Genomic DNA, 13,182 nt, shown 5'->3' with positions numbered 1-13,182 from the left:
AGCTTCTTGGTGACCACGTGACCACCTGCCGGCGTGCGCGGGTGGTTCACTCTCCGATAAGCGCATCCACGAACGCCTCCGGCTCGAACGGCGCGAGGTCGTCCGCGCCCTCGCCGAGCCCGACCAGCTTGACCGGCACGCCCAGCTCGCGCTGGACCGCGATGACGATGCCGCCCTTGGCCGTACCGTCCAGCTTCGTCAGCACGATGCCGGTGATGTCCACGACCTCGGCGAACACGCGGGCCTGGACCAGGCCGTTCTGGCCGGTGGTGGCGTCCAGGACGAGCAGCACCTCGTCCAGCGGCGCGTGCTTCTCGACGACGCGCTTGACCTTGCCCAGCTCGTCCATGAGGCCGGTCTTGGTGTGCAGGCGGCCGGCGGTGTCGATGAGGACGACGTCGACCCCCATCTCCTTGCCCTCCTTGACCGCGTCGAAGGCGACGGAGGCGGGGTCGCCGGCCTCGGGGCCGCGCACGGTGTAGGCGCCGACGCGCTCGCCCCAGGTCTGGAGCTGGTCGGCGGCGGCGGCGCGGAAGGTGTCGGCGGCGCCGAGCACGACGCTGCGGCCGTCGGCGACGAGCACGCGGGCGAGCTTGCCCGTGGTGGTGGTCTTGCCGGTGCCGTTGACGCCGACGACCATCACGATGCCCGGCTTGCGGTCCTCGGGCTCGGTCCTGACCGTGCGGTCGACGTCGGTGCCGATCAGCTTGACCAGCTCCTCGCGGAGCAGGCCGCGCAGCTCCTCGGGGGTGCGGGTGCCGAGGACCCGGACGCGTTCGCGCAGGCGCTCGACCAGTTCCTGGGTGGGCTGCACGCCGACGTCGGCGGTCAGCAGCGTGTCCTCGATCTCCTCCCAGGTGTCCTCGTCCAGGTGCTCGCGCGAGAGCAGCGTGAGCAGGCCCTTTCCGAGGGCGTTCTGCGAGCGGGACAGGCGGGTGCGCAGGCGGACCAGCCGGCCTGCCGTGGGCTCCGGGATCTCGATCTCGATCTCGGGAGCCTCGACCACGGGAGGCTCCTCGACGGCGACCGGTGCGGGGCCGCCGGGAAGATCCACCTCCTCGATCGTCCGGCGCGGTTCGTCGCGCGGCGTCTCCGCCTCGTCGCCGACGTGCGGCTCGGCCGGGGGCGCGGTGATGTCGGGCGCTTCGGGGGGCGGCGGGGGCAGCGGCTTCCGGCGCCGGCTGCCCACGATCAGCCCGCCGAGCGCGCCGAGCACGACCACGGCGATGACTACAGCAAGGATGATGGTTTCCATAACCCGTCCAGTATCGGCCATGGGGTCTGCGCGGACCCCGTTTGTGGCTTCCTCCGAGAGACAAACGCCACGTATTGCCAGGAGTAGGAGCAAAGTACGATGGTGGGCGCGCTATTGACGCGCGTAGAGTCCCCTCGTCCCTGTCCCCCCACGTCTGGCACCTCTTTCATGACGAAAACCGTCGAGACCGAAGGCGCTCTCGAAACGCGCGGTATCGAACAGGTCCCCGACCACGAGCGCACGGCGAAGACCCGGGAACTGTTCCCCACCTGGGTCGGTGCGAACATCAGCGTGCTGCTGCTGACGATGGGCGCGAGCCTGGTCGTGGCGTACCACCTGAACATCTGGCAGGCGCTGGTCGTCGCGGTGGCGGCGCCGGTCGTGTCGTACGGCCTCGTCGGCCTGATCGGCATCGCGGGCAAGCGGGGCGGCGCGCCCGGCATGGCGCTGTCGCGGGCGGTGTTCGGACAGCGCGGCAACCTGCTGCCCGGTTCGCTGATCTGGGTCGCGCGCTGGGGCTGGGAGACGATCAACGCGGTGACCGGCGCCTACGCGATGCTCACCATCCTGGACATCCTGTTCGGCATCAGGGCGAACAGCGTGCTGGACATGGTGACGCTGCTGGTGTTCGTCGTCGCGACCTTCGCGATCTCCGGGCTCGGCATCAACGCCGTGCAGAGGTGCAACAAGTACGCGACCTACCTCTTCGGTGTCTTCTCGGTGCTGGTCCTGGCCTATCTGGTGGCGAACACCGACTGGTCGCAGGTGATGGACCACAGCGCCGGTTCCACGGCCGCGGTGATCACCGGCATCGGCATGATCGCGGCGGGCGGGGTGAGCTGGATCCCGACCGCCCCGGACTTCACCCGCTACCTGCCGCGCACGGCCTCGTCCAAGGCGATCGTGGGTACGGCGGTGGGCGGCGCCGGTGTCGTCGTGCTGCCCATGGTCCTGATGGGCGCGGTGATGGCCGTCGCCACGCCGGACCTGGCCTCGGCGAGCGACCCGGTGTCCTTCCTCGGCGAGATCCTGCCGACCTGGATCGCCGTGCCGTACCTGTTCATCGCGCTGATCGGCATGCTGCTGATCAACTCGATGTCGATGTACTCGGCGGGCTTCACCGCGCAGACCCTGGGCTTCACGGTGCCGCGGCACTGGGCGGTCTCGGTCAACGCCGTGATCTCGCTGGTCTTCGGCGGGGTGCTGATGCTGGTGGCGACGAGCTTCATGGGCTCGTTCATCGCCTTCCTGTCGCTGCTGGCGGTCGCCTTCTCGGCCTGGGTCGGCGTGTTCGGCGCGGACATGTTCCGCCGCACGGAGTACGACGGCCGGGCCATGGCCGACACCACCCGCGCCAGCGCCTACTGGTACAAGGGCGGCTTCTCCCCCGCGGCCGTGGCCGCCTGGGCGGTCGGCCTGGTGTCGGGCCTGATGTTCACCACCTCGGACTGGTTCACCGGCCCGCTCGCGACGAACAACGTGATCGGCGAGTACGGCCTCGGCTGGGTCGCGACGATCGTGATCTCCGGCGGCCTGTACCTGGTGCTGCCGAAGCCGGCCCCGGCGCACCCGGCCGGGACGACCGAGCCGGCCGGGGAGCGCACGACCGCCGGCGTGTGACGCGCCTCGGCCGGACGGGTCGCTCCCGCGCCCGCAGGGGCCCTCGCCCCCGGTCATCCCGCGAGCCTGCCCGCCCGGTCCTGGATATCTGACGTATCGTCAGCTAGGGTCCCCCTCCACCGCAGCGCACCGGAGGGGGACCTTCCCATGCCCGTCACGGTCGTACGTTTCAATCTCGTCGCGCCCGGCGCCCCTCCCGCCGCCCTCTCCGCCCGCTACCGGGCCGCCCTGGAGATGGCCGCGTACGCGGACGAGCACGGGATCAGCACGGTGCAGACCGAGGAGCACCACGGTGCCGACGACAACTGGCTGCCGTCGCCGTTCGCCTTCGCGGGCGCGGTGTTCGGAGCGACCCGCCGGATCGCGGTGACGGTGTCGGCGGCGATCGGCCCGCTGCACGACCCGCTGCGGCTGGCGGAGGAGATCGCCGTGCTGGACCTGCTCAGCGGCGGCCGGCTGGTGACCGTGGCCGGGATCGGGTACCGGCCGGAGGAGTACGCCCTGTTCGGCGTGGACTGGCACCGGCGCGGCCGGCTCCAGGACGAACTGCTTCAGACGCTGCTGGCGGCGTGGACCGGCGAGGAGTTCACCTACCGGGGCCGGCGGGTACGGCTCACCCCGCGCCCTTACACCGATCCGCACCCGCTGCTGCTGGTCGGCGGTTCCTCCAGGGCCGCCGCCCGCCGGGCCGCCCGGCTCGGCCTGCCGTTCTTCCCGAGCGCGCACCTGCCGGAGCTGGAGACGTACTACAAGGGGAAGCTGACCGAGTACGGCACCGAGGGCTGGACCATGATGCCGGCGGCCGAGACCCCGCTGCTCCACCTGGCCGAGGACCCGGACCGGGCGTGGGCCGAGTACGGCGGGCACCTCCTGCACGAGGCGCGGACGTACGCCTCCTGGCAGTCGGGTGGGATCCGCTCGGCGGTGCGGTCGGCGGCCACGACCGTGGCGGAGCTGCGCGCGGAGGGCGTGTACCGGATCCTCACACCGGAGCAGTGCGTGGCGCAGGGCCTGGACAGCCTGGTGCTGCATCCGCTGGCGGGCGGCATGCCGGTGGAGGAGGGCTGGCGCAGCCTCCGGCTGTTCGCGCGGCGGGTCATTCCGGCGCTGGAGGGCTGAGCCGGGCGGTGCGGCCGTACGACACCGCCACCCCCGGTCCGGGCAGTGGCCGGGCCGGGGGCGGCGGACGGTTCGAGGAGAGGGGCAGCGGGGACTTGGCCCTTCTCCCCGAGTTCGGGGGGCCTCGCTACGAGGCTCAGCCCATCTCCTCCAGGGACTTGCCCTTCGTCTCCTTGACGAACTTCAGGACGAACGGGATGGAGAGCGCGGCGAAGACGGTGTAGATCACGTAGGTGCCGGAGAGGTTCCAGTCGGCCAGCGACGGGAAGCTCGCGGTGATGGCCCAGTTGGCGATCCACTGCGCGGCGGCGGCCACGCCCAGGGCGGCGGCACGGATCTTGTTCGGGAACATCTCGCCGAGGAAGACCCAGACGACCACGCCCCAGGAGAGGGCGAAGAAGAGGACGAACACGTGGGCGGCGATCAGGGCGACCCAGCCCTGGGTGCTCGGCAGCTTGCCGTCGACCAGGTGGTAGCTGAACGCCCAGGCCTCCAGGGCCAGGCCGACGACCATGCCGATCGAGCCGATGAGGGCGAGCGGCTTGCGGCCGACGCGGTCCACGAAGATCATCGCGATCACGGTGCCCATGATGTTGATGATCGAGGTCGTGAAGGAGTAGAAGAACGACTCCGTCGGGTCGACACCGACCGACTGCCACAGCGTCGAGGAGTAGTAGAAGGCGACGTTGATGCCGACGAACTGCTGGAAGACCGACAGGCCGATACCGACCCAGACGATCGGCTTGAAGAAGAAGGAGCCGCCGAGCAGGTCCTTGAAGGTGGACTTGTGCTCGCTCTTCATCGCCAGCTCGATCTCGGCGACGCGGGCGTCCAGGTCGATGTCCTGGCCCTCGACCTCGGCGAGGATCTCACGGGCGCGCTCGTGCTTGCCGACGGAGAGCAGGAAGCGCGGGGACTCGGGAATCGCGAAGGAGAGCAGGCCGTAGAGGACGGCCGGGACGACCATCACACCGAGCATGACCTGCCAGGCCTCCAGGCCCATCAGCTTGCCGCGCTGGTCGCCGCCGGCGGCGTTGAGCAGGCCCCAGTTGACCAGCTGCGAGATGGCGATGCCGACGACGATCGCGGCCTGCTGGAAGGAGCCGAGCCGGCCGCGGTAGGCGGGCGGGGCGACCTCGGCGATGTAGGCCGGGCCGATGACGGACGCCATGCCGATGGCGAAGCCGCCGACGATGCGCCAGAGGGCGAGGTCCCACAGCGCGAAGGGCAGCGCGGAGCCGACGGCGCTGATGGTGAAGAGGACCGCGGCGATCTGCATACAGCGGATGCGGCCGATCCGGTCGGCGATGCGGCCGGCGGTGGCGGCGCCGATGGCACAGCCGATCAGGGCGATCGCGATGACCTGGGCGAGGGCGGCGGACCCGATGTCGTAACGGCCGCGGATGGCCTCGACGGCGCCGTTGATGACGGAGCTGTCGTAGCCGAAGAGGAAGCCGCCCATGGCGGCTGCCGCCGCGATGAAGATGACGTGCCCGAGATGTTCGGGGTGAGCCGTCCTGGCTCCTGGCTGAGGTGCCTGCGCTGTGCTGGTCACGTGTAACTCCTCGGGCCACGGCAGCGCTGCCGCGGGTATGGGGCCCTTACAGGTAGGACCTGAAGGTAAAAGCAACGTTGCAGAGACTATGCCTTCAAGTTTCGAAGTCAATACTTCAACAGCTGTGAGTTTTCAGATATGCCCATGATCTGCGTGTTCATTTCTTGAACACAGAGTCAGTTGATCTTGAGGAAGTCCTACCGAAGGCGCTGGGAGATGACCTTCGAGACGCCATCGCCCTGCATGGATACCCCGTAGAGCGCGTCGGCGACCTCCATCGTGCGCTTCTGGTGCGTGATCACGATCAGCTGCGAGGTCTCCTGCAACTCCTGCATGATCCGGATCAGCCGCTGGAGGTTGGTGTCGTCCAGCGCGGCCTCGACCTCGTCCATGACGTAGAAGGGGCTCGGCCGGGCCTTGAAGATCGACACCAGCAGCGCGACGGCCGTCAGCGAGCGCTCGCCGCCCGACAGCAGGGAGAGCCGCTTGACCTTCTTGCCCGGCGGGCGCGCCTCGACGTCCACGCCCGTGGTGAGCATGTTCTCGGGGTCCGTCAGGATCAGCCGGCCCTCGCCACCGGGGAAGAGGCGACTGAAGACCCCCTCGAACTCCCGGGCGGTGTCCCGGTATGCCTCGGTGAAGACCTGCTCGACGCGCTCGTCGACCTCCTTCACCACCTGGAGCAGGTCGGCGCGGGTCTTCTTCAGGTCCTCCAGCTGCTCGCTGAGGAACTTGTGCCGCTCCTCCAGCGCCGCGAACTCCTCCAGCGCCAGCGGGTTGACCTTGCCCAGCTGCTGGTACGCCCGCTCGGCCGCCTTGAGCCGCTTCTCCTGCTCGGCCCGCGCGAAGCGGCGCGGCTGGTTGCGCGGGTGGTCCGGGTCCTCGGGCAGCTGCTCGCCATCGGCGGGGGGCGAGGGCGGCACGAGCTGGTGCGGCCCGTACTCCGCCACCAGACCCTCCGGCTCGACACCCAGCTCCTCCAGCGCCTTGGTCTCCAGCTGCTCGATGCGCAGCCGCTTCTCCGCACCGAGTACCTCGCCCCGGTGAACTGAATCCGTCAACTTGTCGAGTTCGGCCTTCAGTTCACGTCCCGCCGTACGGGCGGCGGCCAGCTCCTGCTCACCCCGGGCCTTCGCGGCCTCGGCGGCGGAACGCTCCTGCTCCGCGCGGGCGAGGGACACCTCGACGTGCGCGAGCAGTTGTCGGGCGCCGCCGGCGACGGCCTCCGCGACCGCCGCCTCGTGCCGCAGCCGGGCCCGGCGCCGCTCGGCACGCGCGCGTGCCTCGCGTTCGGCGCGGGCCGCCCGGTCGAGCGAGTCGGCGCGTCCGGCGAGCCCCTTGACCCGCTCCTCGTGCGTACGGACCTGGAGGCGGGCCTCCATCTCGGTCTGCCTCGCGTTGGCCCCGTCGGCGGCGAGCCGGTCGCGCACCGAGGTGTCCGGCTCCTCCTCCACCGGCATCTCCTCGGCCACCGCCAGCCGCTCGGCGAGTTCCTCGGCCTCCTGTACGGCCTTCTCCAGCGCCTCCTGCGCGCGGGCAGCCGCCGCGGATGACCGCTCGGCCTCCCCGGCGGCGCCCCGGGCCTGTCCGGCGAGCCGGCCGAGCTGCTGGGCCACGGCCGACTTCTCCCGGTCGGCCGCCCGTCGCCGCTCCCCCAGTTCCTCCACCAGGGCCGCGGCCTGCCCGCGCTGCTCGGCCGCGGCCCGCTGGGCCTCGGTCAGCTCCCGGCAGCGCACCTCCAGCTCGGCCAGCTCGGCCGCGGCCTCGTCGACGGAGGCCCGCACCTCCAGCAGGCTGGGCGCGCCCGCCGAGCCGCCGTGCGCGAAGTGGGCGCCGAGGAGGTCGCCCTCGGCGGTGACGGCGGTCAGCTCGGGATGGGCGCGGACCAGGGCCTCGGCGTCGTCCAGGGTGTCGACCACGACGATGCCGGCCAGGAGGCGGCGGACGGCCGGCATCAGCTCGGCGGGACCGCGGACGAGGTCGGCGGCGGGCCGGTGGTCGGGGGCGACGAGGTCAGCGGCGGGGCGGTGGTCGGGCGCGACGAGGTCGGCGGCGGGGCGGTGGTCGGGCGCGACGAGGGGGGCGGTGGGTCGGTGGTCGGGCGCGACGCGATCGGCGGCGGGCCGGGGGTCGGGCGCGACGAGGGGGGCGGTGGGCCGGGGGTCGGGCGCGGGACCGTCGTGGTTGCTCGCGGCGTTCTCCGGGCCCCCTCGCGGCGCTGATCCGCCCTGGTCGAGTGCCGGTTCGACGTGGTTGCCGGCGCCGTTCCCCGTGGCCCCGTCCGGCACGTTCTCGGGGGCTCCCGCGAGGAGGAGGGTCGCTCGGCCGCCGTCCTGTTTGCGGAGGAGGTTGATGGCCTCGCTCGCCGCCGCGGGGGTCGTCACGGCGACGGCGTCCGCCGCTGTGCCCAGGGCCGCGGCCAGCGGCATCTCGTAGCCCGGTGTGATCGTCAGCAGCTCTGCCGCAGGGCCGAGGACTCCGGTGAGGCGGTCCCGGGCGCCGAGCAGTATGCCGGTGCCGTCCTTCCGGCGCAGGCCCAGCGCCAGCGCGTCGTGGCGGGCCCGGGTCGCGGCACGGCTGCGCTCGGCGGCGGTCAGGGCCTCGCGGGCCGTGGTCAGGGCGGTCTCGGCCTCCGCCAGCCGCCGTTTCGCCGTCTCGTGCTGCTCGGCCAGGTCGGCGTCGCCGGCGTCGAGGCCGTCGACCTCGGCCTGGAGGGCCTCGTACTCCTCCTGGGCGCGGACGGCGCGTTCCTGTGCCTCGTCGCGGGCCGTGGCCAGCCGGTCGATCTCGGCCTGGGCGGAGGCGGCGCGCGAACGGGCCGCGTTGACCTGTCCGGAGAGGCGGGCCAGCCCCTCGCGGCGGTCGGCGATGGCACGGGCGACGTCCTTCAGCCGGCGTTCCTCGACGGCCAGCTCGCGCTCCAGTTCGGCCCGGTGGGCGACGGTGTCGTCCAGTGCCCGCTGGGCCGCTTCCAGGGCGGCCTCCAGTTCGGCCTCCTGCTCGCGGATGCGGGCGGCCTCGCGCTCCAGGTCCTCCGGGTCCCGGCCGCGCCGCTCGTCGGGGGGCGCGGAGGTGGCGCTCTTGACCCGGGCGTCGGCCAGCGAGACCGTGCCGCGCACGCGTTCGGCCAGCTGGGACAGCTCGTACCAGGTCTGCTGGGCGCGCTGGAGGCGCGGGGCGAGCCGGCGTACCTCGTCCTCCAGCAGGGCCTCGCGGTGCAGGGCCTTCTTCAGCTCCTGCTCGGCGGTCTCCTTGCGCTCCTTCAGGGCCGCCTCGTCGGCGATCTCGGCCCGGAGGGCTTCGCGCAGGCGGACGAGGTCGTCGGCGAGGAGGCGCAGGCGGGCGTCGCGGAGGTCGGCCTGGATGACGGCGGCCCGGCGGGCGACGGCGGCCTGCCGGCCGAGGGGCTTGAGCTGGCGCCGCAGCTCGTCCGTCAGGTCCTGCACGCGCGCGAGGTTGGCCTGCATCGCGTCCAGCTTGCGGAGCGCCTTCTCCTTGCGCTTGCGGTGCTTGAGGACGCCGGCCGCCTCCTCGATGAAGGCGCGGCGGCCCATGGGGTCGGCGTGCAGGACCGAGTCGAGCTGGCCCTGGCCGACGATGACGTGCATCTCGCGGCCGATGCCGGAGTCGGAGAGCAGTTCCTGGATGTCGAGGAGACGGCAGGTGTCGCCGTTGATCTGGTACTCGCTGCCGCCGTTGCGGAACATGATCCGCGTGATGGTGACCTCGGCGTACTCGATGGGCAGCGCGCCGTCGGAGTTGTCGATCGTCAGGGACACCTCGGCGCGGCCGAGCGGCGGACGGCCGGTGGTGCCGGCGAAGATGACGTCCTCCATCTTGCCGCCGCGCAGCGACTTGGCGCCCTGTTCGCCCATGACCCAGCTGAGCGCGTCCACGACATTGGACTTGCCCGAGCCGTTCGGTCCGACGACACACGTGATGCCCGGTTCGAGCCGGAGTGTGGTCGCCGAGGCGAACGACTTGAACCCGCGGAGGGTCAGGGCCTTGAGGTGCACGCCGCTGGACTCTACCCGCCGCCGCTATCTCACTCCATGAACCCTCGCAACCGCGCGGTTTCACTCGTGACCATGCAGGGCACACCAGATGTTAAAGAGCGCGAAAGGATGCACGGGCTAACGAGCGGCGGGGGAAGAAACGGCCCGGGGGAAGACGGGGGGGAAGAACGAAGGGACGCCGAAGCGTCCCTTGCAACTCTGACGGCTGGATCTCAGCCGTCCGATCAACTGAGCGGTTGATACGGGCAGCCCGATCGTTGCGACTGCTGTCGTGGAGCGATGCAACGATCAGGTGAGCGCAGGCTCCGCCTGGTGTGCGTCGATGCTCTCCATGATCCTGTCCTGAGAAGCGGCAGCCGTCAGCGCTTCGTTCTCCGCCTGGATCCGTACGAGCTCGGACTCCAGGTCCTGGACGCGCTGCTGCAACCGTCGCATCTCGGCGAGGAGTCGAGGGTCGGAGCCGCCGACGTAACCGAGAAGCGCCTTTGCCATGATGGATGGTCCTCCACACTGAGTGACCGACCGATGCGGTGTGGGTCGTGAGGGATTTCGCACCCGTGGTGCTTGGCACATCCGGGTGTTGCTCTGGTGTTGCTCCATGCCAAACAGCTAAGGTGCGCGGGGCTTTCAGCGTCTCACCAAAAAGTTTGACGGTCAACACGATCACGCCCCGTATTGGCGGGCGAACCGGGGCGCGCGGCCGGTGAAGCGGCGGCGCTGCGCATCTTCCGGACCCTCAGGGCGTGGCGACCAGCAGTAAAAGCGGAGCCTGCCATGCCACGCCTGTCTTGGCAACCACCAGGGCGTTTCCGTCTTCCGCATGTGCCCCCGGCAGCTTGCCACGCTCCGGCGGGCGGGACCGAGCCCTCCGGATCAGCGGATGGCGAAGCCGTCGTAGCCGCCGCGCGGTGTGTCCCAGATCTCGGTGACACCGTCCACATGCCCGGGCGTGTCGCTGCCCTGGAGCCAGTCCAGCAGCCCCTCGCACCCCTCCCGCGGCCCCTCCGCGACCACCTGGACCCGGCCGTCGGTCAAATTGAGAGCAAAACCACTCAGACCGCCGATCTCCAGCGCCTTGGCGCGCGTGAACCAGCGGAATCCCACGCCCTGTACGTGTCCACGCACCCAGGCGATCAGTCGCACTTCCTCACTCATGGGTGCAACCTAACCGGCCGGTGTCGGCCGGGACACATCGTCCCCGAGCACCATGGGGTACGGTCCGGAATCAATCCATCTCATATGAAACCCACTCGATCGAGTGGGTTTGGTTGGCCAGGGGGAGTCACTCGCCACAAGTCGCTCGCCGGGGACTCACTCGCCGTGCAGGCGCCGGTCGACCGCAGGCACGAGGAAGAGGGCAAGGACATGGGACGCCACCGACGCTCCGCCGCCGGCCGCGCCGCCACGGGCCGCGCCACGGGGGACGACCACACGCAGCACTCGGGCTCCGGGAGCGACGACCCCCAGCACTCGTCCGCGGGGGAACGGCGGGTGCCGACGGGCATCGCGCCCTACCTGAACCCGGAGGGCTACGCCGAGGCCGCGGCGAAGGCCCAGGCGTACCTGTTCGCGACGGGCGACGACTCGACGCCGGGCACGCCCGGCGCCGGCGACGGCGGTTCCACCCCGGCCGGCGGGCACCGGCGGCGGAACAAGCTCGGGCGGCCGGTGCGCGTGGGCCTGCTCGGCGTGTCCGTGGCCGTCGCCCTCGGCACGGTCGCGGTGGCCACGGGTGTCGTACCGGGCCTGGAGCACCACCGGCTCGGCGGTGGTACGCACACCACCGGCGGGGACCGGCTACGGACCGCGGCGGCCCCCAGCAACACGGCCGGCGAGCAGGGCGGTGCCTCGGGCCGCGCGGAGGTGTCCGGCAGCGGGAACAGTGCGCGCGGCGGCTCCGCGAGCGCGTCGGCGTCCGTCTCGGCGTCGGCGTCGACCTCCGCCTCGCATTCGCCCTCCTCTACGCACTCCCCCTCCGCGCCTGCCTCGAAGCCGACCTCCTCCCCTAAGCCGACGCTCCCCTCGAAGCCGACGCTCCCCTCGAAGAGGGCCACCGCATCGAAGACGGTGTCCCCGTCGAAGTCGGCGTCCCCGTCGAAGAGGGCCACCCCCTCCAAGACCGCGTCCCCCTGGAAGCCGACGTCCCCCGCGAAGACGGCGTCCGGCTCGAAGGCGGCCACCCCCTCCAAGACGGCGGCCGAGAAGCCGACGCCGGCCAGGACGACGCCGAGGACCACGCCGAGGACCACGCCCTCCGCACCTGCCAAGTCGGCGGCACCACCCAAACCGACTGCACCGACCAAGCCGGCGGCACCATCCAAACCGCCCACTGCGTCCAAACCAGCGGCACCGGCCAAGCCGCCCATGCCGAGGGCCACCCCGACCCGTACAGCCACCCCGACCCGTACAGCCATCCCGACCCGTACAGCCATCCCGACCCATACGGCCACCCCGACCCGTACAGCCACCCCCACCCATACAGCCACCCCGTCCCCCACGGCCACCAAGGCGCCGCCGTCGACGTCCTCGCCGGTGACGGTGTCGCGGGAGGCCGCTGCCGAGGCGCAGGTGCTGAAGCTCGTCAACGACGAGCGGGCGAAGGTCGGCCGTAGCCCGCTGGCGGCGAACTCCTCGCTGACGCAGCTGGCCGGGGCCTTCAGTGACGACATGGCGGCGCGCGGCTACTTCGACCACACCGACCCGGACGGCAGGACGCCGTGGGACCGGGCTGCGGCGGCCGGCATCACCGATCTCGGCGGCGAGAACACAGCCCGCGGTCAGGCCGACGCCGCGGCCGTGATGGCTGCCTGGATGAACAGCCCCGGTGACCGTGCCAACATCCTGAACGGCGGCTTCAAGTCCCTCGGTGTCGGCGTGCACTTCGGCCCGGGCGGACCTTGGTGGACGCAGGACTTCGGGTACTGAGCAGAGCCCCGGGCAGAGCCCCCGCCCCCGCAGCAGGCGTTACGCGGCGACGCGTCCGCGGGTGAAGATCTTCGCCGTCTCCGTCACCCGGCGCCCCAGGTGCTCGGCGGTGGCCACGTCGGCCTTGTGGACGCCCTCGGGGCCCTGGTCGTTGTTGCTCTGGGCGGCGGCGCCGGCGAAGAAGCCGAGGCGGTTCAGGTCGTGCTCCGAGGCGGTGCTGCTGTTCCAGCCGGGGAGCAGACCGAGGTTGACCCAGTGCATGCCGTGCTGGGCGGCGAGCGTCTGGAAGAACTGAAGGGTGTGCAGCTTGTCGCCGCTCTTGGAGGCGGAGTTGGTGAAGCCGGCGGCCAGCTTGTCCTTCCAGCCCTGGCCGGACCAGCGCTTGGAGGTGGCCTCGGCGAAGACGTGGAAGGCGCCGGAGGCGGTGCCCATGTAGGTGGGCGAGCCGAAGACGATCACGTCGGAGCGGTCCAGCGTCTCCCACTGCTCGTCGGTGATCCCGTCCACCTTGATCAGGTGCACCTCGGCACCCGCGTCGAGGGCGCCGGCGCGGACGGCCTCGGCGAGGACTGCGGTGTGGCCGTAGCCGGAGTGGTAGGCGATGGAAACGACGGGGGTGGTCATGAGGACTCCTCGAAACGAACAGCGGTGAACGGCGGCTCAGGAGAAGAGAGCAGCCCGCGAGCACTAAC

9 protein-coding genes are annotated in these 13,182 nt (G+C 71.4%); 3 read left to right on the top strand and 6 right to left on the bottom strand.

Annotated features, from left to right (window positions below):
• Nucleotides 1-46: 46 nt before the first annotated feature.
• Complete coding sequence (gene ftsY / locus IE273_RS32210; protein ID WP_189818687.1) at nt 47-1,255, bottom strand: signal recognition particle-docking protein FtsY; 1,209 nt, start codon at nt 1,253-1,255, stop codon at nt 47-49.
• A gap of 168 nt (nt 1,256-1,423) precedes the next feature.
• Here ftsY and IE273_RS32205 point away from each other — a divergent pair, with 168 nt between their 5' ends.
• Entirely contained in the window at nt 1,424-2,875 is a 1,452-nt protein-coding gene (locus IE273_RS32205; protein WP_189818686.1) for a cytosine permease, read from the top strand.
• 147 nt (nt 2,876-3,022) lie between these two features.
• Entirely contained in the window at nt 3,023-3,994 is a 972-nt protein-coding gene (locus tag IE273_RS32200) for an LLM class flavin-dependent oxidoreductase (RefSeq protein WP_189818685.1), read from the top strand.
• A gap of 136 nt (nt 3,995-4,130) precedes the next feature.
• Here IE273_RS32200 and IE273_RS32195 read toward each other — a convergent pair whose 3' ends face one another.
• The 4 genes from IE273_RS32195 to IE273_RS32180 all read right to left on the bottom strand — a co-directional run bounded on the left by IE273_RS32195 (nt 4,131) and on the right by IE273_RS32180 (nt 10,720).
• Complete coding sequence (locus IE273_RS32195; RefSeq protein WP_189818684.1) at nt 4,131-5,549, bottom strand: sugar porter family MFS transporter; 1,419 nt, start codon at nt 5,547-5,549, stop codon at nt 4,131-4,133.
• Between the two features lie 197 nt (nt 5,550-5,746).
• Nucleotides 5,747-9,565 carry an SMC hinge domain-related protein gene (locus IE273_RS32190; RefSeq protein ID WP_189818683.1) on the bottom strand — a complete coding sequence of 1,273 codons (3,819 nt, stop codon included), beginning with the start codon at nt 9,563-9,565 and terminating at the stop codon, nt 5,747-5,749.
• A 288-nt stretch (nt 9,566-9,853) separates the two neighbouring features.
• Complete coding sequence (locus IE273_RS32185; RefSeq protein WP_014675251.1) at nt 9,854-10,057, bottom strand: hypothetical protein; 204 nt, start codon at nt 10,055-10,057, stop codon at nt 9,854-9,856.
• A 381-nt stretch (nt 10,058-10,438) separates the two neighbouring features.
• Entirely contained in the window at nt 10,439-10,720 is a 282-nt protein-coding gene (locus tag IE273_RS32180; protein ID WP_189818682.1) for an acylphosphatase, read from the bottom strand.
• A 165-nt stretch (nt 10,721-10,885) separates the two neighbouring features.
• Between IE273_RS32180 and IE273_RS32175 the strand changes: the two genes are divergently transcribed.
• On the top strand, nt 10,886-12,490 hold the full coding sequence (locus tag IE273_RS32175) for a CAP domain-containing protein (protein ID WP_189818681.1): 1,605 nt from the start codon (nt 10,886-10,888) through the stop codon (nt 12,488-12,490).
• Nucleotides 12,491-12,529: 39 nt separating this feature from the next.
• On the opposite strand, the gene IE273_RS32170 is transcribed toward IE273_RS32175, so the two are convergent.
• Nucleotides 12,530-13,114 (bottom strand): flavodoxin family protein, encoded by a 585-nt coding sequence (locus tag IE273_RS32170; RefSeq protein ID WP_189818680.1) that lies wholly within the window; start codon nt 13,112-13,114, stop codon nt 12,530-12,532.
• Between the last annotated feature and the right edge of the window lie 68 nt (nt 13,115-13,182).

It is taken from the genome of Streptomyces olivaceoviridis, from assembly GCF_014650115.1.
GTDB classification, from domain to species: Bacteria; Actinomycetota; Actinomycetes; order Streptomycetales; family Streptomycetaceae; genus Streptomyces; species Streptomyces olivaceoviridis.
Note: the sequence above shows the minus strand (reverse complement) of the source record. Positions and strands in the feature narration are given on the sequence as shown.